Annotated in this window: 23 protein-coding genes; 13 read left to right on the top strand and 10 right to left on the bottom strand. The window is 69.5% G+C overall.

Features of this window, described 5'->3' with window-relative positions; translation table 11 throughout:
* The first annotated feature begins 217 nt into the window (after positions 1-217).
* The 11 genes from E2651_RS11665 to E2651_RS11610 all read left to right on the top strand — a co-directional run bounded on the left by E2651_RS11665 (position 218) and on the right by E2651_RS11610 (position 16338).
* The gene (locus E2651_RS11665) at positions 218-2623 is read left to right on the top strand and encodes an ATP/GTP-binding protein (protein WP_135331010.1); all 2406 of its coding nucleotides are present in this window, start codon (positions 218-220) and stop codon (positions 2621-2623) included.
* Between the two features lie 216 nt (positions 2624-2839).
* Positions 2840-4429 (top strand): PucR family transcriptional regulator, encoded by a 1590-nt coding sequence (locus E2651_RS11660; RefSeq protein WP_135331009.1) that lies wholly within the window; start codon positions 2840-2842, stop codon positions 4427-4429.
* Positions 4430-4594: 165 nt separating this feature from the next.
* Positions 4595-6040 carry an aldehyde dehydrogenase family protein gene (locus tag E2651_RS11655; protein ID WP_135331008.1) on the top strand — a complete coding sequence of 482 codons (1446 nt, stop codon included), beginning with the start codon at positions 4595-4597 and terminating at the stop codon, positions 6038-6040.
* A 247-nt stretch (positions 6041-6287) separates the two neighbouring features.
* Positions 6288-8225: an acyl-CoA dehydrogenase family protein gene (locus tag E2651_RS11650; RefSeq protein WP_135331007.1), complete on the top strand. Its 1938-nt coding sequence runs from the start codon at positions 6288-6290 to the stop codon at positions 8223-8225.
* A 114-nt stretch (positions 8226-8339) separates the two neighbouring features.
* Positions 8340-9605: a 1-deoxy-D-xylulose-5-phosphate reductoisomerase gene (gene dxr / locus E2651_RS11645; protein ID WP_135331006.1), complete on the top strand. Its 1266-nt coding sequence runs from the start codon at positions 8340-8342 to the stop codon at positions 9603-9605.
* Positions 9602-10903, top strand: coding sequence for a site-2 protease family protein (locus tag E2651_RS11640; RefSeq protein ID WP_135331005.1), 1302 nt, complete (start codon positions 9602-9604; stop codon positions 10901-10903). Before dxr ends, E2651_RS11640 begins: the two co-directional genes overlap by 4 nt.
* A 187-nt stretch (positions 10904-11090) precedes the next feature.
* Positions 11091-12248, top strand: a complete 1158-nt coding sequence (gene ispG / locus E2651_RS11635) for a flavodoxin-dependent (E)-4-hydroxy-3-methylbut-2-enyl-diphosphate synthase (protein WP_135331004.1) — start codon at positions 11091-11093, stop codon at positions 12246-12248.
* 391 nt (positions 12249-12639) lie between these two features.
* Positions 12640-13488: a GNAT family N-acetyltransferase gene (locus E2651_RS11625; protein ID WP_135331003.1), complete on the top strand. Its 849-nt coding sequence runs from the start codon at positions 12640-12642 to the stop codon at positions 13486-13488.
* Between the two features lie 61 nt (positions 13489-13549).
* The gene (locus E2651_RS11620) at positions 13550-14095 is read left to right on the top strand and encodes a GNAT family N-acetyltransferase (protein WP_135331002.1); all 546 of its coding nucleotides are present in this window, start codon (positions 13550-13552) and stop codon (positions 14093-14095) included.
* A gap of 69 nt (positions 14096-14164) precedes the next feature.
* Complete coding sequence (locus E2651_RS11615; protein WP_135331001.1) at positions 14165-15862, top strand: proline--tRNA ligase; 1698 nt, start codon at positions 14165-14167, stop codon at positions 15860-15862.
* 257 nt (positions 15863-16119) lie between these two features.
* On the top strand, positions 16120-16338 hold the full coding sequence (locus E2651_RS11610; protein WP_135331000.1) for a hypothetical protein: 219 nt from the start codon (positions 16120-16122) through the stop codon (positions 16336-16338).
* Between the two features lie 98 nt (positions 16339-16436).
* Here the strand turns inward: E2651_RS11610 and E2651_RS11605 are convergent, their stop codons facing one another.
* Together E2651_RS11605 and E2651_RS11600 are read right to left on the bottom strand one after the other, a co-directional pair.
* Positions 16437-16643 (bottom strand): hypothetical protein, encoded by a 207-nt coding sequence (locus tag E2651_RS11605; protein WP_135330999.1) that lies wholly within the window; start codon positions 16641-16643, stop codon positions 16437-16439.
* A complete protein-coding gene (locus tag E2651_RS11600; RefSeq protein WP_135330998.1) occupies positions 16640-16909 on the bottom strand; it encodes a hypothetical protein in 270 nt (89 codons plus the stop codon). Before E2651_RS11600 ends, E2651_RS11605 begins: the two co-directional genes overlap by 4 nt.
* A gap of 227 nt (positions 16910-17136) precedes the next feature.
* Here E2651_RS11600 and E2651_RS11595 point away from each other — a divergent pair, with 227 nt between their 5' ends.
* Both E2651_RS11595 and E2651_RS11590 read left to right on the top strand, forming a co-directional pair.
* The gene (locus tag E2651_RS11595) at positions 17137-17820 is read left to right on the top strand and encodes an XRE family transcriptional regulator (protein ID WP_245238748.1); all 684 of its coding nucleotides are present in this window, start codon (positions 17137-17139) and stop codon (positions 17818-17820) included.
* Positions 17817-18311, top strand: a complete 495-nt coding sequence (locus tag E2651_RS11590) for an NUDIX domain-containing protein (protein WP_245238747.1) — start codon at positions 17817-17819, stop codon at positions 18309-18311. The genes E2651_RS11595 and E2651_RS11590 overlap by 4 nt, the downstream gene beginning before the upstream one ends.
* Positions 18312-18762: 451 nt before the next feature.
* Here the strand turns inward: E2651_RS11590 and E2651_RS11585 are convergent, their stop codons facing one another.
* The 8 genes from E2651_RS11585 to E2651_RS11550 form a co-directional block, all read right to left on the bottom strand.
* On the bottom strand, positions 18763-20160 hold the full coding sequence (locus E2651_RS11585) for a phage major capsid protein (RefSeq protein ID WP_135330995.1): 1398 nt from the start codon (positions 20158-20160) through the stop codon (positions 18763-18765).
* Positions 20161-20163: 3 nt separating this feature from the next.
* Positions 20164-20709 carry an HK97 family phage prohead protease gene (locus E2651_RS11580; protein ID WP_209446118.1) on the bottom strand — a complete coding sequence of 182 codons (546 nt, stop codon included), beginning with the start codon at positions 20707-20709 and terminating at the stop codon, positions 20164-20166.
* Positions 20710-20836: 127 nt separating this feature from the next.
* Positions 20837-21070: a hypothetical protein gene (locus E2651_RS11575; protein ID WP_135330994.1), complete on the bottom strand. Its 234-nt coding sequence runs from the start codon at positions 21068-21070 to the stop codon at positions 20837-20839.
* A 352-nt stretch (positions 21071-21422) separates the two neighbouring features.
* On the bottom strand, positions 21423-22787 hold the full coding sequence (locus E2651_RS11570) for a hypothetical protein (protein WP_135330993.1): 1365 nt from the start codon (positions 22785-22787) through the stop codon (positions 21423-21425).
* A 383-nt stretch (positions 22788-23170) separates the two neighbouring features.
* A complete protein-coding gene (locus E2651_RS11565) occupies positions 23171-23413 on the bottom strand; it encodes a hypothetical protein (protein WP_135330992.1) in 243 nt (80 codons plus the stop codon).
* A gap of 112 nt (positions 23414-23525) precedes the next feature.
* On the bottom strand, positions 23526-23894 hold the full coding sequence (locus tag E2651_RS11560) for a hypothetical protein (protein ID WP_135330991.1): 369 nt from the start codon (positions 23892-23894) through the stop codon (positions 23526-23528).
* Positions 23891-25405 (bottom strand): recombinase family protein, encoded by a 1515-nt coding sequence (locus tag E2651_RS11555; RefSeq protein WP_135330990.1) that lies wholly within the window; start codon positions 25403-25405, stop codon positions 23891-23893. Before E2651_RS11555 ends, E2651_RS11560 begins: the two co-directional genes overlap by 4 nt.
* 201 nt (positions 25406-25606) lie before the next feature.
* On the bottom strand, positions 25607-26509 hold the full coding sequence (locus E2651_RS11550; protein ID WP_135330989.1) for an aminoglycoside phosphotransferase family protein: 903 nt from the start codon (positions 26507-26509) through the stop codon (positions 25607-25609).
* Positions 26510-26536 lie beyond the last annotated feature (27 nt).

Below are 26536 nucleotides of genomic sequence, written 5' to 3'. Positions count from 1 at the left end.
GGGTGGTCATGCTCCACGGGGGAGTTGTTGGGCGTGGCGGTTGTCCGTGGTGGATATAGCGGGGGTGCGCGAAGGCCGGGGACGTGCAGGGGGGCGATCGCCGCGTCCCGCACCGCCCCATTCCCGCAGGCCCGGCCGCGTATCCGGTGAACTCCCCCTGCGGGGGCACTAGATTGACCCGCGGAACAGCAGAGCGGCAGGTCAGGGGGCAAGGGGCATGGACTCCGACGGCACTTACGACGCACGCGGCACGCACGCCACACCGGTGCCGCGGCCGGCGGTGCCACCGTCCGGTGCCGCGGGGCCTCCGTCACGGGTGCCCGCCGCGCCGCCGATGCCCCGGCAGGCGCCCGGCGCCGACAGCGCCACTTCCGTCGCCGAATGGTTCGCCGCGCCGCGCCCCGAGGTGGCTCCGGGTCTCTGGCGCTACGCCTACCGGCCTCCCGCGCCCGAGGCCGACGGCGAAGGCACCGATCGGCGGCTGATCGTCGGCATGGTGATCTCCGCCCTGCTCGGTCTGCTGTTCTGGTCGCTGTGGCGGCAGGGCAGCATCCCCTATCAGTGGGCCCCGCTGAAGCTGTTCACGCCGGGCGACTGGTGGTGGGCCGGCAGCGTCCGGCCCAAGGGGTTGCAGGGCGGGGACGCCCGGATCGTCTACGACGGGGTGGTCTTCGGCGCGGTGCTGTACACCGTCGGACGGCTCGGCGCCTGGCCGGACGCGATCCAGCACTTCGTGGTGCGGCGCCCCCAGCCGGCCCGTGCCGTGCTCGCCTCCGTCGCGGCGGTCGGTGTCCTGGCTTCCGTCTGGCCGAGCGACCTCGGGCTCGACGTGCGGCCGCTGCCCGTGGTCCGCCCCGTCTTCTCACTGATCGCGCTCGTCGCGGGTGGGTACGAAGTCTTCGAATCGCGCCTGGTCACCGAGGTCCTGTACGTCCTGATCACCCTCGCCGTGCTGTGGCCCTTCGTGCGGATCGGCGGGTGGTGGCAGGCGATCCGCGACGCCAAGGCCGTGAAGGAGCGGCTGCCCGTCACGCCGCCGCGCCCTGCCGACGGCCCGGCGCGCGCCCACTGGCCCGAACTGCGCGCGGCGGGATACGACAAGGCAGCGGACCTGCTCTCCGCCGAACTGGTCGGCGGACGCATGAACGACGTCGACTGCGCCCGCGTGGCCCACGCCTGGCGCACGGCCGCCCCCGACCCGGGGGCGCTCGCCACCTTTGTGGACACGGTCGCCCGGCACGGCCGCGCCGCCTGGACCCACCCCTCCGGCCGGCGTGACCTGCCCGCTCGCAGCGCCGTCCACGACCTGCTCACCGGCCAGGTCAGGATCGGCCGCTACGCGAAGGACGAGCGCAACCCCTACGCCGTCCGCAACGCCGCCGCCGCGCTCGATCCCGCCGTGCTCGGCACCTCGCTGCTCGCCGTGGGCCCGTCCGGCGCGGGCAAGACCGGACGGCTCATGCGTCCGGTGGCCGAGTCGCTCGCCCTGGGCGCTCTCACCGGGCAGTGCGCCGTCGTCGCCGTGGGCGCGGCCGGCACGGCGCTCGGTGCCGACGACGCGTACGACGTCGTGGTCAAGCCGGGCGATCCGGGGTCGGTCCACGACATCGACCTGTACGCGGACTGCGCCGACGCGGACGAGGCCGCTGCCTTCCTCGCCGAGGCGCTGGTCGGCGACCTCGAAGCCGTCGAGACGCGGCGCGCCGTCACCACCCTCGCCCAGCTGCTCGGCCCCTACCGCGCCCTCCACGGACGCTTCCCCTCCGTCCCCGTGCTGCGCGAACTGCTCGAAGGGGATCCCGCCGGCCTCGCCGACCTCGGGGCGGGCCTCGCCACGGGCGAGCACACCGCCATGCGCCGCGAGCTCGACGCCCGTGTCCGCCAGTCCGGCTCTCCCAACGACCCGGGCCCCGCCCTGGCCGACCGGCTCGCCCTGCTCGACCGGCCCGCCTTCGCCGACTTCTTCGACCCAGGCGGCGAGGGGCGCCCCTTCTCCATGCGCGCCGTCGCCCACCACCCGCTCCGGGTCAGAGTGGATCTGCCCGAGCACGGACACGAGGACGCGTCGAGGCTGCTGGCCCGACTGCTGCTCGCCCAGTTCACGTACGTCGTCCGCGGCCGTGCCCGGCGACCGCACTTCGCCTGCCTGATCCTCGACGACGCCGCGCGCACCCTCACCACCGAGAGCGTGCGCGCCATCCAGCGGCTGCGGTCGCTGAACGCGGGCGTCGTCCTCGGTCTGCGCACCATCGGCGAGGTGCCGGAACCGCTCCAGGGGCCGCTCTACGCGGCGGTCGGCTGCCGGATGGCCTTCTCCGGCGTGACGACCTGGGACGGGCGCCGGTTCACGGAGGCGTGGGGCACCGAGTGGATCGAGACCAAGGAAGTCGCACAGCACACGGTCTTCGCCGATCAGCCGATGACGCGGGCGCTGCACTCGCTGCGCAAGCTCGTCACCGGCAAGGCGGTCACGACCGACGCCGTCACCGTGCGCAAGGTCGAACGCGAACGCTGGTCCGCCTCCGACCTCGCCCACGCCCTGCCCCCCGGCCACGCCGTACTCTCGCTCACCGACGTGCGCGGGGAGCACGCGCCGCCGCTCCTCGTGGACCTGCGGGGTTAGCCGGTCGGGCATAGGCAGGGATGTACGTACGGGGTAATCGGTCTCGTACGTACCGTACGGTGAGGCAGAATCGACACAGGTCGTTCATACGTACCGGCCAAAAGATCCACAACTCGTCCGGGATTCCATGTACGGACCGCCGGGCGGGTGCAGCCTCACCCTCACCCTCACCCGACGCCGACCCCAGACCTGCCACTGACCCGACCTGAAGGTCCCATGCCGCCCACGCTCGCCTCCCTCGTCCACCACTCCGCGCTCAAGCTCACCGTGCGTGCCGGTGAGGAGCATCTGGACGCGCCTGTGCGCTGGGCGCATGCCAGTGAGCTCACCGACCCCGTGCCCTACATGGAGGGCGGCGAGCTCCTCCTGATCACCGCGCTCAAGCTGGACGCCGAGGATCCGGACGCGATGCGGCGCTATGTGAAGCGGCTCGCGGCGGCCGGCGTCGTCGGGCTGGGTTTCGCGGTCGGCGTGCACTACGACGACATTCCGCAGGCGCTGGTCGAGGCCGCGGAGGGCGAGGGTCTTCCGCTCCTCGAAGTGCCCCGGCGCACGCCGTTCCTCGCCATCAGCAAGGCCGTGTCGGCCGCGATCGCCGCCGATCAGTACCGCGCGGTGACGGCGGGCTTCGCCGCCCAGCGCGAGCTGACCAAGCAGGCGCTGAGCGACGGCCCCGAAGGGCTGCTCGCCGCGCTGGCCGGCCAGGTCGACGGCTGGGCCGCGCTGTACGACGCGTCCGGCGCCGTCGTCGCCACGGCACCCGAGTGGGCGTCCCGCAGGGCCGCCCGGCTCACCTCCGACGTCGAGCGGCTGCGGGACCGGACGGCCCCCGCGAGCGCGGTCGTCGCCGGCGCCGAGGACCGCGTGGAGCTGCACTCGATCGGCACCGGACGGCGGCCGCGCGCCGCGCTCGCCGTCGGCACGGCGTCCACCCTCGGCACGGCCGAGCGGTACGCCCTGCACTCCGCCATAGCGCTCCTGACCCTCACCACGGAGCGGAACCGCTCGCTGCACGCCGCCGAGGCACGGATCGGAGAGGCGGTCCTGCGGATGCTGCTCGCCGGGGAGCCGGATCACGCGCGGACCGTGGCGGGCGAGCTGTACGGGAGCCTCCTCGACGCCCCGTTCCGCCTCGTGGTGGCAGAGGTGCCGGCCTCCGCCCCCGAGGGCGGTGACCCGCTGGCCGGGCTCACCGACGCCGTCGAATCGGCCGCCGCGCGGGCCGGCGAGGCGCTCCTCGTCGTGCCCTACGGCGAGCGGCTCGTGCTGCTCGTCGTGGACGGCGGAGCGGGAGCGGCCGCCTGCGTCGCGCACGCGGAGTCGCTGGAGACCGGGCGGACCGAGGCGGTGCGGGAGCAGGGCAACGGCGACGACGCCGCCCTGCTCATGGGCCTCTCCGCGCCCGCCGGGCCGATCGCCGCCGCCACCGCGTACAAGCAGGCCGACCAGGCGCTGTCCGTCGCCCGGCGGCGCGGTCGCACGCTGGTCGAGCACGAGGAGCTGGCGGCGGGTTCCGTCCTTCCGCTCCTCGCCGACGACGCGGTGCGGGCGTTCGCCGACGGGCTCCTGCGTGCGCTGTACGAGCACGACGCCACCGGCCGTGGCGACCTGATCGCCTCGCTGCGGGCCTGGCTGTCCCGGCACGGCCAGTGGGACGCGGCGGCGGCGGACCTCGGCGTCCACCGGCACACGCTGCGCTACCGGATGCGGAGGGTCGAGGAGATCCTCGGCCGGAGCCTGGACGACCCGGACGTCCGCATGGAGCTGTGGCTGGCCCTGAAGACGACGTCGAGCGGCACGGAGTAGGCGCCGCCGGGCCATCGGCGGTGCGCAAGTCCCCGGCCCCTGCCAAAGAGGTGCAGACCCGGTGGCCAACGCTCCGCGTCGGACAAACGCCCCGCACCCTTACCGCCCCTACGGTGGGGAACGTACCCCCCAAGACACACCTTCGCGGAAGGGCCGGGAATCGACATGACTTCCATCCACGCCTTCTGGCTCGCCGGTCGCCAGACCACCGGTGAGACCACTCTCGACGTCACCTCGCCCTGGGACGGGCGGCTCGTCGGCAAGGCGGCCGTCCCGACCGACGCCCAGGTCGAGGAGGCCGTCGCCGCCGCGTACGCCGTGCGCGACGAGTTCGCCGCGACCCCGGCCCACGTGCGCGCCGCGGCCCTCTCCCACGTGTCGAACCGCCTGGTCGAGCGCACGGAAGAGATCGCCCAGCTGATCTCCGCGGAGAACGGCAAGCCGATCAAGTGGGCCCGTGGCGAGGTCGGCCGCGCGGTCTCCGTGTTCCGGTTCGCCGCCGAGGAAGCCCGCCGGTTCAACGGCGGCGAGGCCCAGCGCCTGGACACCGACGCCGGCGGCCAGGGTCGCCTCGCCCTGACCCGCCGCTTCCCCAAGGGCGTCGTCCTCGGCATCGCGCCGTTCAACTTCCCGCTGAACCTCTGCGCCCACAAGATCGCCCCGGCCATCGCCGTCGGCGCGCCGATCATCCTGAAGCCGGCGCCCGCGACCCCCCTGTCCGGCCTCATCATCGGCGAGCTCCTCGCCGAGACGGAGCTCCCGGCCGGTTCCTGGTCCGTGCTCCCCGTCGCCAACGACAAGATGCCCGCCCTGGTCCAGGACGAGCGCATGCCGGTCATCTCCTTCACCGGCTCCGACAAGGTCGGCTACGCGATCATGGACTCGGTGCCGCGCAAGCACTGCACCCTGGAGCTCGGCGGCAACGGCGCGGCCGTCGTCCTGGACGACTTCTCCTCCGAGGAGGACCTGGACTGGGCCGCCTCGCGCATCGCGACCTTCTCCAACTACCAGGGCGGCCAGTCCTGCATCTCGGTGCAGCGGGTCATCGCCGACGCGACCGTGTACGACCGGCTCGTGCCGCGCATCGTCAAGGCCGTCGAGGCCCAGGTCACCGGCGACCCGTCGGACCCGGCGACCGAGGTCGGCCCGCTGGTCAACGAGGACGCCGCCAAGCGCGTGGAGTCCTGGGTCGACGAGGCCGTCAACGCGGGCGCGAAGCTGCTCGCGGGCGGCAAGCGGGACGGCGCCGCGTACGCGCCGACCGTGCTCGCCGACGTACCGGCCGATGTGACCATCGCCTGCGAGGAGGTCTTCGGACCGGTCCTCACGCTCAAGAAGGTGGACGGCGAGGCGGAGGCGTACGCCGCCGTCAACGAGTCCAAGTACGGCCTCCAGGCGGGCGTCTTCACGCACGACCTGCAGACCGCCTTCCGTGCCCACCGCGACCTCGAGGTCGGCGGCGTGGTCATCGGCGACGCCCCGTCCTACCGCGCCGACCAGATGCCGTACGGCGGCGTCAAGCAGTCCGGCGTGGGCCGCGAGGGCGTGGCGTTCGCGATGGCCGACTACACGTACGAGCGAGTCATGGTCATGACGGGCCTCGCCCTGTAAGGCACCTCACGAACCGAACGGTCGGAGCCCACTGTGCGGGGGCTCCGGCCGTTCTCGTGTTCGGGCCCGGCGGGGCAGGCGCGGGCCGGACGCGGTGCGGCCAAACGCTGCGCGAGGGCTGGTGGGGTTCGGGCGAATCGGGTACATACGATCCATACGATCGAGTAGCACCAGTCAGTAACCGACCGGGTCACGATCGGTCCCATCGGCACCGACGGGCCCCACTCCGCGGCGAGGTGAGCTCCTCATGTCCGCACCAACCCCCAAACCGTCCGTCAGCGAGCGCGAGGCCCGGCAGGTCGCCGAGGCCGCCCGCGAACAGGACTGGCGCAAGCCCAGCTTCGCCAAGGAACTCTTCCTGGGCCGCTTCCGGCTCGACCTGATCCACCCGCACCCGCTGCCCGCGGCCGAGGACACCGAGCGCGGCGAGGAGTTCCTGGCCAAGCTCCGCGACTTCTGCGAGACGAAGATCGACTCGGCCCGCATCGAGCGCGAGTCGAAGATCCCCGACGAGGTGATCAACGGGCTCAAGGAGCTCGGCGCGCTCGGCATGAAGATCGACACCAAGTACGGCGGGCTCGGCCTCACGCAGGTCTACTACAACAAGGCCCTGGCCCTCGTCGGCTCCGCGAACCCCTCGATCGGCGCGCTGCTCTCCGCCCACCAGTCGATCGGCGTACCGCAGCCGCTGAAGCAGTTCGGCACCCAGGAGCAGAAGGACGAGTTCCTGCCGCGCTGCGCCCGCACGGACATCAGCGCGTTCCTGCTGACCGAGCCGGACGTCGGCTCGGACCCGGCGCGCATGGCGATGGCGGCCGTGCCGGACGGTGACGCATACGTCCTGGACGGCGTGAAGCTCTGGACCACCAACGGAGTCGTCGCCGACCTCCTGGTGGTCATGGCGCGGGTGCCCAAGTCCGAAGGGCACAAGGGCGGCATCACCGCCTTCGTCGTCGAGGCCGGGTCGGACGGCATCACGGTCGAGAACCGCAACGCCTTCATGGGCCTGCGCGGCCTGGAGAACGGCGTGACCCGCTTCCATCAGGTCAGGGTCCCCGCGGCGCACCGCATCGGCCCGGAGGGCGCGGGCCTGAAGATCGCCCTGACGACCCTCAACACCGGACGCCTCTCCCTGCCCGCGATGTGCGTCGGCGCGGGCAAGTGGTGTCTGAAGATCGCCCGCGAGTGGTCGGGCGCCCGCGAGCAGTGGGGCAAGCCGGTCGCGTTCCACGAAGCGGTCGGCGCGAAGATCTCCTTCATCGCGGCGACGACCTTCGCCCTGGAAGCCGTACTCGACCTGTCCTCCCAGATGGCCGACGAGGACCGCAACGACATCCGCATCGAGGCCGCCCTCGCCAAGCTGTTCGGCTCGGAGATGGGCTGTCTGATGGCGGACGAGCTCGTCCAGATCCGCGGTGGCCGCGGCTTCGAGACGGCCGAGTCCCTGGCCGCCCGCGGTGAACGCGCGGTCCCGGCCGAACAGGTCCTGCGCGACCTGCGCATCAACCGCATCTTCGAGGGCTCGACGGAGATCATGCACCTGCTGATCGCCCGCGAGGCCGTGGACGCGCACCTGAAGGTGGCGGGCGACCTGATCGACCCGGACAAGTCCCTGTCCGACAAGGCGAAGGCGGGCGCGAAGGCGGGCGGCTTCTACGCACGCTGGCTGCCGAAACTGGTGACGGGTCCCGGCCAACTGCCGCGCTCGTACGCGGAGTTCCACCCCAGCGGGCACCCGGATCTCTCCCCGCACCTGCGCTACGTGGAACGGGGCGCCCGCAAGCTGGCCCGCTCGATCTTCTACGCGATGTCCCGCTGGCAGGGAAAGATGGAGACCAAGCAGGGCTTCCTGGGCCGCGTGGTCGACATCGGCGCCGAACTCTTCGCGATGAGCGCGGCCTGCGTGCGCGCCGAGCTGCTTCGGACCACGGAGGACCACGGCCGCGAGGCCTACCAGCTGGCCGACACCTTCTGCCGCCAGTCCCGCATCCGCGTCGACGAGCTCTTCGACCGCCTGTGGACCAACACCGACGACATCGACCGCAAGCTCGTCAAGGGCGTCCTCTCCGGTACGTACACCTGGCTGGAGTCCGGCGTCGTCGACCCCAGCGGCGAGGGACCCTGGATCGCGGCCGCGACTCCGGGCCCCTCGAAACGGGACAACGTCCACCGTCCGATTCGCTGAACGGAGGCCGGGGTGCTGGAGCTTCGGTCGAAGTTCCCGCCCCGGCCACGACTCCGAGAGACCGGATCGGGGCGCAGCGCCCGCGCACACAGTCGGCTAGGCAAGAATGGGGGCATGAGCGACAGCCCTGCCCCCCTCGCGGACCCGCATCTCGTCTTCGACCCCGTGGTCACGGACGGCCCGCGGGACATCGTCATCCTCGGCTCGACGGGGTCGATCGGCACCCAGGCCATCGACCTCGTCCGGCGCAACCCCGGCCGCTTCCGCGTCACCGCGCTCTCCGCCGCCGGCGGCCGTGTCGGGCTGCTCGCCGAGCAGGCGCGGCAGCTGCGGGTGCGGACCGTCGCCGTGGCCCGCGAGGACGTCGTACCGGCGCTGCGCGAGGCGCTGGAGGGGCAGTACGGCGGTGAGCCGATCCCCGAGATCCTCGCCGGGCCCGACGCGGCCACCGAGCTCGCCGCGTCCGCCTGCCACACGGTCCTGAACGGCATCACCGGCTCCATCGGGCTCGCGCCCACCCTCGCCGCCCTCGAAGCGGGCCGCACGCTCGCGCTCGCCAACAAGGAATCGCTGATCGTCGGCGGCCCCCTGGTGAAGGCCCTCGCCAAGCCGGGGCAGATCATCCCCGTCGACTCCGAGCACGCCGCCCTCTTCCAGGCGCTCGCCTCCGGCACCCGCGCCGACGTACGCAAACTGGTCGTCACCGCATCCGGCGGCCCCTTCCGCGGGCGGACGAAGGCCGAGCTGGCCGACGTCACCCCGGACGACGCGCTCGCGCACCCCACCTGGGCCATGGGCCCGGTCATCACCGTCAACTCGGCGACGCTCGTCAACAAGGGCCTCGAGGTCATCGAGGCGCACCTCCTCTACGACATCCCGTTCGAGCGCATCGAGGTCGTGGTCCACCCGCAGTCCTACGTGCACTCCATGGTCGAGTTCACGGACGGCTCGACGCTGGCCCAGGCCACGCCGCCCGACATGCGCGGCCCCATCGCCATCGGCATCGGCTGGCCCGAGCGGGTGCCGGACGCGGCCCCCGCGTTCGACTGGACGAAGGCGTCGAGCTGGGAGTTCTTCCCGCTCGACAACGACGCCTTCCCTTCGGTCGGGCTCGCCCGGCATGTGGGGAAGCTCGCGGGCACGGCCCCGGCGGTGTTCAATGCCGCCAACGAGGAGTGCGTGGACGCGTTCTTGAACGGCGCCCTGCCCTTCAACGGGATCATGGAGACCGTCACGAAGGTCGTCGCCGAACACGGCGACCCCGGTATGGGGGTGTCGGGAACTTCCCTGACCGTCGCGGACGTCCTCGAAGCGGAGACCTGGGCGCGTGCCCGGGCCCGTGAACTGACGGCGAAGGCGACAGCGGAGGCCCGCGCATGACCATCTTGATGACGGTCCTCGGCATAGTCGTCTTCGCGGTCGGGCTGCTGTTCTCGATCGCCTGGCACGAGCTGGGTCACCTGTCGACCGCCAAACTGTTCGGCATCCGCGTGCCGCAGTACATGGTCGGCTTCGGCCCGACGATCTTCTCGCGCAAGAAGGGCGACACCGAGTACGGCGTCAAGGCCATCCCCCTGGGCGGCTACATCCGCATGATCGGCATGTTCCCGCCGGGCCCCGACGGCAAGATCGAGGCCCGCTCGACGTCGCCCTGGCGCGGCATGATCGAGGACGCGCGGTCCGCCGCCTTCGAGGAGCTGCAGCCCGGCGACGAGACGCGGCTCTTCTACACGCGCAAGCCGTGGAAGCGCGTGATCGTGATGTTCGCGGGCCCCTTCATGAACCTGATCCTCGCCGTGGCGATCTTCCTCGGCGTGATGATGACGTTCGGCATCAGCACCCAGACGAACCAGGTCGGCAAGGTCTCGGACTGCGTCATCCAGCAGAGCGAGAACCGCTCGACCTGCGAGAAGGGCGACAAGCCCTCACCCGCCAAGGCCGCCGGACTGAAGCTGGGCGACAAGATCGTCGGCTTCCAGGGGCAGCCCGTCGAGGACTGGTCCACGCTCCAGTCCAAGATCCGCGAGACCATCGGCCCGGCCACCATCACGGTCGAGCGCGACGGCAAGCGGGTGGACCTGCACGCCACCCTGATCAAGAACCAGGTCAGCAAGACGGACGGCGACGGCGGCTACGTGGAAGGGAAGTACGTCTACGCCGGCTTCCTCGGCTTCACCCCCGCCACCGGCATCGTCCAGCAGGGCTTCGGCGACTCCGTGGACCGTATGGGCGACATGATGGAGAACGGCGTCGAGTCGCTCATCGCCCTGCCCTCCAAGATCCCCGACCTGTGGGACGCCGCCTTCGGGGACGGCGACCGCAAGCAGGACTCCCCGATGGGCGTCGTGGGCGCGGCCCGCGTGGGCGGCGAGGTCTTCACCCTGGACATCCCGCCGGAGAACCAGATCGCGATGATGCTGTTCCTGGTGGCGGGGTTCAACCTGTCGCTGTTCCTCTTCAACATGCTGCCGCTGCTCCCGCTGGACGGCGGCCACATCGCGGGCGCCCTGTGGGAGTCGGTGCGGCGGAAGGCGGCCAAGCTCCTGAAGCGGCCCGACCCGGGCCCCTTCGACGTCGCGAAGCTGATGCCCGTCGCCTACGTAGTGGCGGGAATCTTCATCTGCTTCACGATTCTGGTGCTGATCGCCGATGTGGTGAATCCGGTCAGAATTTCCTGAGAACGTCCCGGTTACGAGAAGTTTGCGGCGGCCGGGCACTGTATGTGTCCGGCCGCCCACTATTGGGTGGACTCCGGGACGTGATGTGCCCGCGCCCTGTGGGGTGCCGTAATCTCGAAGCCTGGAGCCCGCCGATCTCGGGACCTTGATCCACACTGTGATCCACACTCTTGGGGATGCTCGCCAGATGACTGCCGTTTCTCTCGGAATCCCGTCCGTTCCGACCAAGCTCGCCGACCGCAGGGTCAGCCGGAAGATCCAGGTCGGAACGGTCGCCGTCGGCGGCGACGCGCCCGTGTCGGTGCAGTCGATGACGACGACGCGTACGTCCGACATCGGGGCGACGCTGCAGCAGATCGCCGAGCTGACGGCGTCCGGCTGCCAGATCGTCCGCGTGGCCTGCCCGACGCAGGACGATGCGGACGCGCTCGCCACGATCGCGCGCAAGTCGCAGATCCCGGTGATCGCGGACATCCACTTCCAGCCGAAGTACGTGTTCGCGGCGATCGACGCCGGGTGTGCGGCGGTCCGCGTGAATCCCGGCAACATCAAGCAGTTCGACGACAAGGTCAAGGAGATCGCGCGCGCCGCGAACGACTCCGGCACCCCGATCCGCATCGGCGTCAACGCGGGCTCGCTGGACGCGCGCCTTCTTAAGAAGTACGGCAAGGCGACTCCGGAGGCCCTGGTCGAGTCGGCCCTCTGGGAGGCGTCCCTCTTCGAGGAGCACGGCTTCCGGGACATCAAGATCTCCGTCAAGCACAACGACCCGGTCGTGATGGTCAACGCCTACCGCCAGCTGGCCGCGGCCTGCGACTACCCCCTGCACCTCGGCGTGACGGAGGCGGGCCCCGCCTTCCAGGGCACGATCAAGTCGGCGGTCGCCTTCGGCGCACTGCTCTCCGAAGGCATCGGCGACACGATCCGCGTCTCCCTCTCCGCCCCTCCGGCGGAGGAGGTCAAGGTCGGCATGCAGATCCTGGAGTCGCTGAACCTCAAGCAGCGCCGCCTGGAGATCGTCTCCTGCCCCTCCTGCGGCCGCGCCCAGGTCGACGTCTACAAGCTGGCCGAGGAGGTCACCGCCGGCCTCGACGGCATGGAGGTCCCGCTCCGCGTCGCCGTCATGGGCTGCGTCGTGAACGGCCCCGGCGAGGCCCGCGAGGCCGACCTCGGCGTCGCCTCCGGCAACGGCAAGGGCCAGATCTTCGTGAAGGGCGAGGTCATCAAGACCGTCCCTGAGTCGAAGATCGTGGAGACCCTCATCGAGGAAGCCCTGAAGATCGCCGAGCAGATGGAGAAGGACGGCGTGGCATCGGGCGAGCCGACGGTGGCGGTGGCGGGCTAGGGCCTGTCCGATGGGTCCTGCCGGGGTCGCGGCCCCTGGCACGCACTCCCCCAAGCTCTCGGCTTCGCTCGAGCAGGGAGGTGCCCCCTCCTGCGTTGTCGTCGGTTGCCAACGCTCCGCGTTGCTGCCGCACGCACCAGGGCCCGCTCGGCCCCGGTGAACCGGCGCCCGGCGCGAAGGCCGGCCTGACCCATCGGACAGGCCCTAGCCGCTGCGCGCTTTGACCGTTGCGTGGGCCCTGTCACCGGGTGGTGGCGGGGCCTTCGCGCGCGTGGCCGCGACTTCGGCAGGAGAGGCGACAAAGGCCCCTCCAAGCCACCCCACGGCACAAGGCGCCCCCGCCAGGTACAGTGCGGAGATCAGCAGCCCGCCCCCGTGAGGCCCCCCGCACGTGTTGACTCAGACCACCTCCCGGGTCCTCGAACCGAGTGACCTGGACGCCGCGCTCGCCGTGCTCGACCGCGAGCCGGTGGCCAACGCCTTCGTGACCTCGAGGGTCCGCGTCGCCGGCCTCGACCCGTGGCGGCTCGGCGGCGAGATGTGGGGCTGGTACGAGGACGGCATGCTGGAGTCGCTCTGCTACGCGGGCGCCAACCTCGTCCCGATCTGCGCCACCCCCCGCGCCGTACGCGCCTTCGCCGACCGCGCCCGCAGGGCCGGCCGCCGCTGCTCCTCCATCGTCGGCCCCGCCGAGCCCACGGCCCAGCTGTGGCGGCTGCTCGAACCGTCCTGGGGCCCCGCCCGCGAGGTCCGCACCCAGCAGCCGCTGATGGTCACCGACCGGCTCCCGCAGGACATCACCCCCGACCCGTACGTCCGTCGCGTCCGCAAGGACGAGATGGAGACGATCATGCCGGCGTGCGTGGCGATGTTCACCGAGGAGGTCGGCATCTCGCCGCTCGCCGGTGACGGCGGCCTGCTCTACCAGGCGAGGGTCGCCGAACTGGTCGGCGCGGGGCGCTCGTTCGCCCGCCTCGACGGCGACGGCAAGGTCGTCTTCAAGGCCGAGATCGGCGCCGCCACGGCACAGGCCTGCCAGGTGCAGGGCGTCTGGGTCGCCCCCGAGTACCGGGGCAAGGGCCTGGCCGCCCCCGGCATGGCGGCCGTCCTGCGCTACGCCCTCGCGGACGTGGCCCCGGTCGTCAGCCTCTACGTCAACGACTTCAACACCGCTGCCAGGGCGGCGTACCGGCGCGTGGGGTTCCATGAGGTCGGGGCGTTCATGAGCGTCCTGTTCTAGCTCCCCGACGTCTCGAAGCGCGCCCCTCACGCACCCCCGTCCGCGAGTTAAAGTTCGGCGCATGACTGACGACGTCGTGATCGGGCCGCTGGACCTCGCCACGCACGTGGACGACGCGCTGCGCGTGCAGGCCCACGCGTTCGGGCTCAGCGACGACGAGGTGGCCGTGCGCCGGCAGATCGTGCTGCGGCACATCACCTACCCCGGCGCCCGCGCGCTCGGCGCCCGCACCCCCGAGGGGCGGCTCGTCGGCTTCGTCTACGGGATGCCCAATGACCGCGCCCACTGGTGGTCCACGGTCGTCGAGCCGTATCTGCGGGCCCGGGACCTGGACGACTGGCTCGACGACTCCTTCGTGATCACCGAGCTCCATGTGCAGCCCGGCCACCAGAACCGCGGCGTCGGCCGCACGCTGATCACCACCATCACCGACAGCGCCGCACAGCCCCGCTCGATCCTCTCCGCGATCGACATCGAGAGCCCGGCGCGCGGCCTCTACCGCTCCCTCGGGTACACGGACCTGGCCCGCAACGTCCTGTTCCCCAGCGCCCCGAAGCCGTACGCCGTGATGGGCGCGCCCCTGCCGCTGAGGCGGGTCGGCGCTTAACCGATTTCCGCACGCGCCGGGGCCCCGGCTAACCTCCTGCTCATCACTCTTTCCACGCAGGAGATCACCATGGCCCAGGTCCAGCGCATGTCCCGATTGATGATCAAGACACTGCGCGACGACCCGGCGGACGCCGAGACGCTCAACCACAAGCTGCTCGTCCGGGCCGGATACGTCCGCCGCACCGCCGCCGGCATCTGGTCCTGGCTGCCGCTCGGCAAGAAGGTCCTGGAGAACATCACGCACGTCGTGCGCGAGGAGATGGACGCCATCGGCGCCCAGGAAGTCCTCCTGCCGGCGCTCCTGCCCAAGGAGTCGTACGACGCCACGGGCCGCTACGACGAGTACGGCGACCTGCTCTTCCGCCTCAAGGACCGCAAGGGCGCGGACTACCTCCTCGGTCCCACACACGAGGAGATCTTCACCCAGATCGTCAAGGACCAGTGCTCGTCCTACAAGGACCTGCCGGTGATCCTGTATCAGATCCAGACGAAGTACCGCGACGAGGCCCGCCCCCGCGCCGGTGTGCTGCGCGGCCGCGAGTTCCAGATGAAGGACTCGTACTCCTTCGACACCACGGACGAGGGCCTCGCCGAGTCGTACGCGCTGCACCGCGCCGCGTACATCAAGATCTTCGAGCGCCTCGGCCTCGACCACCGCATCGTCTCCGCCGTCTCCGGCGCGATGGGCGGCTCGGCCTCCGAGGAGTTCCTGGCGCCCGCGCCGGCCGGTGAGGACACGTTCGTGGACTGCCCCGCGTGCGACTACGCGGCCAACACGGAGGCGGTGTCCTTCGTCGCCACCGAGACCGTCGACGCCTCGGCGCACGGACCCGTCGAGGACCTGGACACCCCCGACACCCCGACGATCGAGACGCTCGCCGCGCACCTCGGTGTCCCGGCCTCCGCGACCCTGAAGAACCTCCTGGTCAAGGTCGACGGCGAGATCGTCGCCGTGGGTGTCCCCGGCGACCGCGAGGTCGACCTCGACAAGCTCGGCGAGCACCTGTCGCCCGCCGTCGTGGAGCTCGTGACGGCCGAGGACTTCGTGGGCCGCGACGATCTCGTACGCGGCTACGTCGGCCCGCAGGGCCTGGAGAAGGTCCGCTACATCGCCGACCCGCGGGTGGCGGCCGGCACGGCCTGGATCACCGGCGCCAACAAGATCAACACGCACGCGAAGAACGTCGTCGCGGGCCGTGACTTCGAGGTCGACGACTACCTGGACGTCGTGGTCGTCCAGGAGGGCGACCCCTGCCCCAAGTGCGGCACCGGCCTGAAGCTGGACCGCGCCATCGAGATCGGCCACATCTTCCAGCTGGGCCGCAAGTTCGCCGACGCCTTCCAGCTGGACGTGCTCGGCCAGCAGGGCAAGCCGGTGCGCGTGACGATGGGTTCGTACGGCATCGGCGTCTCCCGCGCGGTGGCGGCGCTCGCCGAGCAGACGGCGGACGACAAGGGCCTGTGCTGGCCCCGGGAGATCGCCCCCGCCGACGTCCACGTGGTGGCCGCGGGCAAGGCGCTCCAGACGGAGCTGGCGCTGGACGTCTCCGAACAGCTGAACGCCGCGGGCGTCCGCGTCCTGGTCGACGACCGGGCCGGCGTCTCGCCCGGCGTGAAGTTCACGGACGCCGAGCTGATCGGCGTCCCGACGATCCTCGTCGCGGGCCGCCGCTCCGCCGAGGGCGTCGTGGAGCTGAAGGACCGTCGTACCGGGGAGCGCGAGGAGCTGACGGTGGCTGAGGCGGTTGCGCGTCTGACGGCCTGAGTGGGGCTCCGCCCCGTGCATCTTGCCAGTAGTGGGTAGGGGCTGAGCTGGGGATACCGGCATCCTAGGCGCCCCATCTGCCCGCGATGCACGGCGTATTGACACCCGAACCGTGTCCTCGGCGAGACCGTGCCGACGCACGGCGCCCCCGCCCCTCGTACGACAGGGGGCGGGGGCGCAATCACGAGTACAGTCGTATCTCTAGGCGTGGCATGGCAGGGATCGAATTCGAGCGACGATCTCTAGGAGCCATACACATGAAGGTCATCAGCGGACACGCGCCCGGACACGTGCGCGCCGCTTTCACGGACGCGGTCGCAGAGGCTGGAATCAGCGCCGGTCAGACGCTCAAGCGCGACGGGTGGGGACATCTCTGGAACGTGTCCGACATCCTGCCCGGCAGCTGCTGTGACGACCTGGACCTACCTCACGGGTCCTCGTACGCGCAGGCCGTCCGCTCGCTGCCCAAGACGTGATCAGATCGACCACCACAACGCCCCCGTTCCCTCCCCAGGGACCGGGGGCGCTGTCACGGGCGGCGGGGACCTCGGGGATCGACTCGCCGCCGCCCGGTCTAGGGGGTGGGCAGCGACGGGCACACCGGCGCGCACGCCCACAGTTCGGCGGTGACCTTGCGGCCGTAGTGGTCCCGGTACGTCACGGTGCCAAGCAGCCGGTCACGGTAGAGCCGCGCACCGCACAGGGCGCATGCCTGCTCTGTGAGCTGACGGCCGCTGAGGGTTGCCGGGTCAGGGAGCACCGGCGTAACTGCGATCTTCATGACGTACGCCCCCGCGTCTGCGAGGGCACCGACACGATCTCTTCGGGCCGCGCCGGGCGTACGTACTCCGGACTGACCTGCCACTCGGTCCCGCCTTGCGGGGGTCGGAGGTGCACGCGCGACAGGTAGCACCCCATGATCCGCCCGAGCCTCTGCCTGCTCTCGTCAACGACCAGCGCGCCGACGCCGAGATCGTCGACCTTGGCCTCCGCAGCGTCCGGCGGCGCCGTTCCGTGCGGGGCCTGCCCGCGGCTACTGTCGCTCATGTCGGTCTGCTCCTAGATCGGCCACGCCCCCGGACGCCTGACCGCGTTGCGGGGGTCTCAACTGGCCATGCTCGGGGGAGGTATCCGGCAGCACATCGACACGGCTAGACATCTACCGACATCTTCAGGACAAGCCCCTGTCCCAACGTGTCGGTCGGTGCAAGGCTGGCGGGGTGAACGAGAGACTCCGCCGCTCGGTACATCGATCAGGGCATGACATCGCGTCCTTGGCCGCAGCTGCCGAGGTCTCCACCAAGTCGGTCGAACGCTGGCTAGCGGGCGGCACTCCCTACCCGCGCACGAGATTCAAGGTCGCCGCACTGCTCCATGAGAGCGAGAGCTACTTATGGCCTGACGCGGTCGACGGTTCGTCGCTAGCGGGCGCAGAGCTGGTAGCGATCTACCCGCGACGCAGCGACGTCCCCCGGCACCTGTGGACGGACCTCTTGCGTGGCTCCGAACGGGACGTCGGTCTCCTCGCGTTCGCGGGGCTCTTCCTCACCGAAGAGCACTCAGAATGGCTCCCCACGATGGCCGCCAAGGCGCAAGAGGGGGTGCGGGTCCGGTTGCTTCTCGGTGACCCCGCAGGTGCCCAGCTTGCTTCCCGAGACACCGAATACCAGATCGGGGGCGGAGTCGCCGGGCGTGTATCCGCAGTGCTCGCCTACTACAAAGAGCACATGCCCGACGCGGTACAGATCCGCCTGCACGACACTCCGCTTTATAATTCGATCTATCGGTTCGATGACGAGATGCTCGTCAATGGTCACGTCTACGGGTTACTCGCCGCACACACCCCGACGATGCATATTCGGCGGATAGATGGCGCTTTCTTCAATACGTATGTCGAATCCTTTGAGCGGGTATGGGGATCGGCGCGGCCTTTCGACGTAGAGACGGAGTCACCGTGAGCAAGGCAACCCGCAGAATTGACTACTGGAAAGACCCGAACGCGCCCAAGCCGACCAGCCGCAAGACATCAGCGTCGGTATTCGTACGCGACGGACAAGGGAAACTACTCCTACTGCACCGGGTGGACAACGACTTGTGGACCATTCCGACCGGCGGGGTAAAGAAGGGCGAGACGGTTGGCCAGGCAGCCGTCCGGGAGTGCCGTGAAGAGACAGGGCTAGACGTCGAAATCACCGGTCTGGTCGGGGTATTCTCCACTCCTGAGCACGTGATCGCCTACATGCATGGCGAGCGGCTAGACGAAGTGCGTCAGCCGATCAATATCTGCCTGCGTGCTCACGTGGTGGGCGGGGACATCTCGCCAGAGCCGTCCGAGGCTTCCGAGGTCCGATGGGTACACCCGGACGACCTTGACGACTACTCGATTCACCCAGCACTTCGGGCGCGCATCGATCACGGGCTGACCGCCGAGGTCCCGTACATCAACTGAGAGCAACGCGCCCGGAAACGTTTGCTTTGTAAAATTGATCTCTCGCAGGCCGTCCCAGCTGGGCGATCACCACCCTGCGGCGATGCGATCAAGGGGTCACAGCACACCCTCCAGGTCGCCGATCACGCCCCTGACCTGCCGGTTTGCAGTGTTTGCACCAAGTCTCAGTAGAGGGTTCTGCCGGACACAGGGGATTTGGGGGTCTCCGTGATCATGGATCACGCACATGACCCACCCCCTTGTTTGCAGGTGTGATGCGGCATCGATGCAGGTCAGGGCTTGATCGACTCGCCGCCGACTGCAACATGATCGAGCCGCCGCGCCGACAGTGGACCATGGTGCGACGGTTAGCGATCGCGCGGATCATTCACCTAGGCAAAGTGCCGCGCCCGTGGTCATGCCCGATCCACGGGCGCGGCGGTCCGGCGCCGTGGAGCAGCGGCGCCGGGGATCATGCGGTCGTCGGCACGTCCAAGAGTCGGAAGGCCTGCGGCACCACCACGTCTGATCCAGTTCGGAAGGTCAAAAACGCGTGGCGCTGCGCCGTCGGACGCTGATTGGCGCCGTAACCGGGCAAGATCTCGACGGTCGCACCAATGCGATCAACGATAACGAATTGATTGAAGTCACCATAAAGCAACAGGTAGTTGTTAGCTGTTGCTGCTGCATTGACCGAGCCATCCATATTGCTCAGCTCATTCATGGTCTTGGTCAGCAGATAGGGCGGGTTGCCTGCCAGCTCAGGGAACTTGAGTGAGCCATTGGTGGTCTCGAACTGCCGCAGCGTGTTGATAGTGGCGATGTGTGCGCACCACTGCGCGTTGGCTGAGAAACGGGCAGGAAGGGCGTTCTGCACGGTGAATGCATCGGCCGCTATCAGGGCCTCACTGCCACCACTGTTCAGCTCACTGGCCGTACCGGCAAGGGCGGTGACAATACCCTTCGGCTGCCCGGACCCGCTGCCCGTCGTATAGGCCGCCACAGCGAGATTGTCCGCCGCGTCCATCATGACCCCCTGCATTTCCTGGGCGAAATTCAGAGCATCCATCCCCACTTCGTAGGAGTAGATGACATCCACATCACCCAAATGCACCGGAATTTCCGGTCCGGCGAGAGCGGGAGTGCCGTCCGCAGCCTGCGCGCCCTCGGCTTTCCACTCGGCTGAGGCGCCCGCGCTCGTAACCCCCTGCCATGTATTGCTCGCTGTCTGGACGACGCGCGAGATACGGCGCAGCGGATTGATCGAGCCGTCATTCGTGAGCATGATCGCCGGGTCCAGCGTGAGGGGGACCATTGTTGCCCCGCCCCCCGATCCGAGACCCAGCGCCGTCCGCACTTCGGCGACGTTCCGGTAAGCGTGCGCCTCGCGCTCTGTCCAGAGCAGGTGTCCCCTGACGGGGTCGGCCATCTGCTTGGCGAAGGCATTGAGGTATTCCGGGTCACCGGCCGCAGCCGCCCAGCGCTGGGAAAGTGTCTGGCTCTGCTCGGTGCCGATGGTCATCAGCTTCTCGACGCGTTCGGCTGCGTACTCGGGGAGTATCCGGCGCTTGATATCGGCGTCCAGGACTCGCATGACGGAGTCCTTCAGGCTGCCGCCACGGTCGCCGCCGTCCGAGCGGGGAGTGCCGTTCTCGGTGGCGTAGTTCCCGGATTCGATGAGCCGGGCGAGCGGAAGCAGCTTGTCTTCCTGGGTCTTCAGTTCGGTGAGCCGCGTCTCGATTTCGGTGAAGCGTGCGGTGTCTTCGTCGGAAAGGGTCTCGGACGAGCGGGTGAGCAGCGTCCGTGCTTCGGTGGCCAGCTGGTCGCGCTCGGCGTGGACCGCCTCAAGGGCAGGGAATTGGATAGGCATAAGTCACCAGGTCTTCAGGATGAGTTCGAGCCGTCGCCTTGCGACGTCGACGGAAATAGCCGGACGTGCGGTGCGGACTCCCGTGACCCCCGCCCCCTCATAGGCGGGCCAACTGACGAGACTGACTTCCATCAGGGCCGCTTCCACGCGTACCGTGACGCCGCTTTCCTGTCGGTCCCGGACGGGACGGAAACCCACGCTGAAAGAGTCGACGACCCCGTCTCTGACGAGTTGCAGCGCTTCGTCGCCGTCACGGGTCGCGGAGACGTGAAAGGCCGCGTGAAGGCCGTCTGCCGCCTCACGGAGTTCGGTCGCCCTGCCGATCGGCAACTTGCGCGACTCGTGATTGACACAGAGCTTGACCTTGCTGCCGCGCTCACGGATCGACCGGGCGAAAGCGCCGGGCGCGAACTGCTCGCGGTAGCTGCGGCCGAACTCCTCGATATCGACAGTCTGGCCGTACGGCACGGCTGTTCCGAACACGATGCGTCCGGTGCCGTCCGAGCGGACCAGGGCCTGACGGAAGTGAATAGCGCTCAAGGTGTCCACCTATGCGGGCATGCGGAAAGGGAATCCGCTGCATGGTGACCAGGTGTCCGGGTTACCTCACCCTGTGAGGTCCGGCGCCCACTGGATGCCGAGCTAGCAAGTCCCACGATACGGCACTGACGCGCCGTCACGGGGTATCGCCGTCCAGCCATTCGGCGGGGACTTCGTCGGGCGCCTCGACATCTTCGAGCCTGGCTATCGCGATGTGGTCGCCGAAGATCTGGAATGCGATCTCTCCCGCGATGAAGCCCTGGACGATCTCGGCAGCGTCGGGCCGCGCGAAGACGAGATCGAAGCGCGCGCAGATCGTCTTCATCACCGCGTCGATCGCGTCGGTGATCAGAGGGTTGTCGTTGTCCATGGTCGTCTCCTTTGTGTTCATGGATGTGCGGCCCGCAGAGGGCTGTTGGCGGGGGCGGCGCCGCCCCGTGCCGGGACGCGGTCGGTCGGCGCCTGAGGGGGCGTCCAGCGGACGGGGCGACGGGCTGCATGCTGGTCGTCCAGCGCCCTCTCTGTCTGGCCAGTTGCTTCCCAGTACTGCCCAGCTGCCTTGCTGCTTCTAGCTCTGCTCTGCCGCGTCCTAGCCGTTCCGTTCCCGTTCCAGCCCTAAAGGGCTGGAAACGAGTGGAACGAGACGACGAAGTACTAGGAACCCCGTTCCGGAACGGGATAGGAACGACTCCGGAACGGGGAACGGGCGATATCCGTGCCAGCTATTCCACCTGGTCGAAGAGGGTTTCAGCCGCTTCGGGCCAGGAGGAACCGGCGGCCTCGCCGTCGGGCTTGTCGAAGGACTCCGGCCCCGGAACGTGAAGCGTCCGGCGGTCCTTCGGTTCCGGCGTCAGGTGCCGCCGGAACACGAGCCAGTCGACACAGCGGCCGATCGCTCCGCTGTTGCCCTTCACGGCGCTGCGGATGTCCGTCTTGGTGGACGACTCGGGATGCTCGGTGACGTAGGCCAGGACCGTGCGGCACAGCTTCTCGGACGGGGCGTCGTATCCGCTGTCCTCCGTCTGAGGCGCCGGGTCGGCAACCCAGACATTCGCCTCGGGCCTCGCGGCGAACACGCCGAAGTCGACGACCAGACTGGCGAAGTACTGCGGCGTGCGGCCCGGTCGGGCGTTCTTTCTGATCCAGCCGCAGCGGTCCTTCTCGACTTTGAGGCGGGACACGCCCCGCAGGCCCTTGCCGATCGGTGCGACCGGATCGAGCAGGTACGAGACCCCGGAGATAATCGACTTCTTGTGCTGGCTGCCGATGACACGCTTCTCGGTAAGGGGGATATGGTCTGCAACGACGGCGGCCCAGCCGGCGGCGGCGAAAGGCTTCGTGTACTTCGCGTGCCATGTCGCTACGTCCGTGCCGGTCTTGTCGTCCAAGCCCTCCAATGCCATCGCCTCCGTCATTCCGTCGAACACTGCGAGGCTGCCGCGCATCGCGACCAGGGCCGCGAAATCCTCCATGTCGGCCTCGGTGAGCGGCCCCACGGGTTGGTGGTAGCGGAAGTAGGTCAGTACTGCTTCGCGGCTCGCTCCGAGCAGCCGCAGCCGCTGGACGATGGACTTCTTGTCGTCCTCGAAATCGATATAGGCGACGTGACGCCCCTTGGAAATTTCCTGGACTCCGGCCAGGCAGAGCAGCCAGGACTTACCGGCTTCGGGCCCGGCGTGCACCCCGTTGACCTTCGAGGAGTAGAACAGGCCGTAGAGGCATTCCCCCGCAACGTCGCGCAGAGCGCCTACGTCCGTCCGCGTCTCGGTTTCCGCCTCTTCCCATGCCTCGGCCAGATCCTCGTGGGCCCACGCGCGGGGAAGGTCTGCGGCCTTCTCCTCCGCTATGCGGCGCTTGGCGTTCTCGGCACCCTTGGCGCGCCTGTACGCCTTACGGTCCGCCTCTTCCTGGCAAAGGGCTTCAATCTTCTCGGCGGCCGACGCGCGCTCTTCGGGAGGCGTGGTATCCGTCGGCTCGAACAGCAGGCCGCGAGCGACATGCGGGCCGATTTCGGAAAGGCGCTGCTGCACGGCGTCGACAACCTGGGCGTCGTAAGTGTTAGGCGCCGGGCGCCAAGGGTCGCTCATTCCGCGCCCCCGTCCTCAATCCGCACGGCCAGCATGGACAGCCCGGCGCGACTCGCGGCGCGGAACACGTCGCCGGTATCGGCAACGGCGCCCGAAAGCACGGGGCATCCGCCGTCGTGCCGTACGTCAAGGTGTTCGATCCCGTGCGCGTCGCGGTGGATTCCGCGAACCTCACTGCGGCAACTCCCGCAGCGATACGACTTCGCAAGGCGCTGCGCGGCGCTGACGGGCTTCTGACGGCGGTTGCGGCCTACGCCGCCACGGCGGCTCATTCGTCGCCCCCGTGGCCGTTGTAGGGACTCCGCCGTACGCTGGCATAAGTCGACGCCGTGCCCCGGTTGTTGATATCGGCCCCCGAGTCCTTCGATTCGGGGGCTGCGTCGTTATGCGGCATCGGCGGCACCGCCGTCCGCAGCAGGCGCCAGAAGGGTGCGGAGGCGGTCGAGCAGTTCGGGGCTGGGCGGGGGCGCGGCGTCCACGATCTCGCGGACTCGCATTTCGAGCTTTGCCGCTTCAAGTTCGCGGCGTACGCGTGCGGCGGCTTCGTGATTGCCCTGGGCGACATAGCCGCCAAGGCGTCGCTTGAGTAGCTGGAGATCGGGGACGGGCGTCGGTTCTTCGGGCACGGAAAAGGGCACCTCGACAAGCCTCCGGAAATCGGAGTTGTCGCAAGCGCCCTCTTGCGTGTTGTGGCGGGGGAGCCAGTAGCATCCCGTCAGGCTTGGAGCCAAGCCTACGTCACAGCTTGACGGTTTGCGTCGCTCCCGCTTTGCGCGCGTCCCGGATCTTCGCCGCCAACTTCCCCTTGCTGATGGAGAGATTCCCGTCCGCAGGGCAGGAATAGGCAAGAGGAACCCCGGGATAGCGGCGGCGCCCCTTGACCAGCGTCTGAATGCTGCCGTTGGCGTCGTATTCCACCGTCGCGATGCGCTGACCACACCGCCTGCACCGCAGGTGCAGGACCGGGGCTCCGCGCGGGTAGTCGCCGCCGGTGAGCGCCCTCAACTGACGCTCGTAATCGGCTCCTTGGCGAGCCGCACTCTGCCCCCGTTGCAGCGCCCGTGCGAGGTTCTGGAAGGGGTCGAGCAGACTCCGAATGGTGCTCATGCCGCCTCCACCCACTGGGTCCGCTCATCAGCCGAGAGGCCGCGTCCGCGAGTGATGCGCACCTGCCCGAGCACGCCGGGGGCGAGCAGCAGCCGGGCCACCTCCCGGCGTGCGGAGACCGGGGCGGCCTGCCAGCGGGCGGCCACGTCCGTGCCGGGCTTGATGAGATCGGCGAGCACGGCGGGCATGGTCAACTGCCGCTCCCGCTCCTCAAGCCGGGTGATCTTCTGCTCCAGCTTGGTCACGTTCGCCGCGAGCAGACGCACCTCGGCCAGCGTCTGCGCCTCGGCCGCCTCCATCTCGTCCCGGTCGGCCCGCAGCCGGGCTAGCTCCGCCCGGATCTGCTCGGCCTCGGTCGTCTTGTCCGGCGTGGCCGCGAAGTCGGCATACACCCGTTGCGAGGCGACATAGGCCAGGATCACGCCCGGATGCCCGGCATCACCGATGATCAGTTCATCCACCTTGGTCTTGCTGATACTCAGGCACGAGTGATCGCGGCAGGTGTAGTTGCCCCCGACCGCCGAAATCGGCCCGGAGCACACATCGCAGCGCATCGTCATCGTCAGCACGTGCTTGGCGCGGCCGTTGCGCGTCGTGCGGCGCTCCGGTGCAGTCAGCATCCGCCGCACCACCCAGAACGTTTCCTCATCCACCAACGCATCCCACGTGGCGCGGGTCAGCTCGGCCTCTACCTGTTGCGCCTGGTAGGTGCGGCCCCGGGACTTGGGCGCGTGCACCCGGTAGCCGCCATAGGCGGGCCGCATGGCCATGGACCGCAGATGCGTGTCCGTGAACGGCCTGCCGGAACGGTTGAGGTAGCCCAGCTTCTCGAAGTCGCGGGCGATGCGTTTGAGAGCGTGGCCCGCGCGCAGTCGGCGGAACAGTTCGATGGGGACCATGGACTCGTCGAGGTTCTCGAACCAGTTGATCAGGTCGCCGCTCTTCTCGTCGTACACCGGGCGGTAGCCGTGCGGGCAGGGTCCGTTCGGCCGCCCGATCCTGGCCTGCGCGGTGGCGGTCCGGCGGTTGCGCAGCGAGGTCTTGAGCGACTCCTGCTCGGAGTCGATGGCGGCGGACTGCAACACCTTGCGGTCGGCGGCCCTGGCTGGGTCGTACAGCCGGTCGTCACAGGTGACCAGCACCCGCACGCCCTTGGCCTCCAACAGTTCGATCAGCAGAGCCCATTCGCTGACCTTCCGCGAGCCGCGCGAGTTCTCCCAGATGACCAATACCTCAGCGCCGAACAGATCTTGTTCGAGGTCGCTCACCAGACGCTGGAAGTCGTCACGGACCTTGGTTGCATAGCGGCTGGCCGACTTCCCGTTGTCGGCATACGGCGTGCCCAGCGTGATGCCGTGACCTTCGGCAGCCTCGCCATTCTCGGCGTGCTGCTCGGTGACGGAACGGGCCTCGCGGGAGTCGTCCTCGCTGACCCTGAGATACTCACGCCCGGTGAGTACGGCGGGAGGGGCTATGCCCGATCCCGTGACGGTACGTGTGGTGTTCGCCATGTCACCCAGCGTGCACCCGGCCACCCACCACAGGCAAAGTTCACCGCCCCAGACCCCGGTCCTCAAACGCCGGACGGGCTGAAAGATTTCAGCCCGTCCGGCGTTTGAGGACGAACTCGGCGAAGCCGGTGACCGACCGAGCCACGGCCGGCGAAGCCGGAACTTTCGGGAAGGGGCGGGGTTGGGGAAAGGAAACCGCCCCTACAGCCACCCCGCGAACTCCAGCAGCAGCTCCGCATCCTGCTCCCGCCCAACCCTGCGCGCCCGCACCCCGGACTCCACCGCCCGGAACAGCGTCCACCCCCGCAGCCGCTCCTGATCCACATCCAGCGACTCGGCCAGCTTCTTCACCCGGCGGCGGGTGATCGAAGCGCCCGAGGGCGAGGCGATGAGGTCCTCCACCCGGTCCCGCACCAGACGGGCCAGGTCGAACGCGCACTCCCCGACCACCGGGTCGGGGCCCACCGCCAGCCACGGCACCCGGTCACCCTGAAGCACCTTGCTCTGCCGGAACGTGCCGTGCAGCAGCCGCACCTCCTCCGGCGACCCCGCGAGCAGCTCGTCCCGGGCCGTCAGCGCCGCGTCCACCAGCGGCGCGACCTCCTCGTCGGCGGACGCCGATGCCCGCATCGCGTCGGCCTGCCGCCCGGTCCGCTCGGCGACCGTCTCGAAGCGGTGGTCCGGCGGCGGCTCCACCCACAGGCGGCGCAGCGTGCCCGCCGCTTCGAGGAGCGCCTTGGCCTCGGGCAGCGAACGTACCGACACGTCGCGGTGCAGCCGTTCGAGGAGCAGCGCGCCGTCCGTGGCCGACGGGTCAAGGAGCCGTACGGCACCGAGCCCGGCCCAGTGCGCGAGCGCCGCCCGCTCGCTCTGCGGCCGCGACCGGGGCGGCACCAGCTTCAGGACGGCGGGAGTGCCGTCCGCGCGCCGCACCAGGACGACGAGGCTGCTGCGCCCGCCGGGCAGATGGACCCGCTCGACGGTCAACTCGCGTAGCGCGACGGCCTGTTCCACCGCCTGGGGCAGCTTCTCCAGCCAGTCGTCGCCGTCCTGCGCCGTCTCACCGAGTGCGGTGATCAGACGCTGCGGCGGTTCGAAAGCCATGCGCGAGTTGTTTCCTTCCTGAGCCGG

Origin of the sequence: Streptomyces sp. MZ04 (assembly GCF_004684775.1) — a bacterium.
In the GTDB taxonomy this organism is placed as follows: Bacteria; Actinomycetota; Actinomycetes; order Streptomycetales; family Streptomycetaceae; genus Streptomyces.
This window is presented reverse-complemented; position numbering and strand designations above follow the sequence as displayed.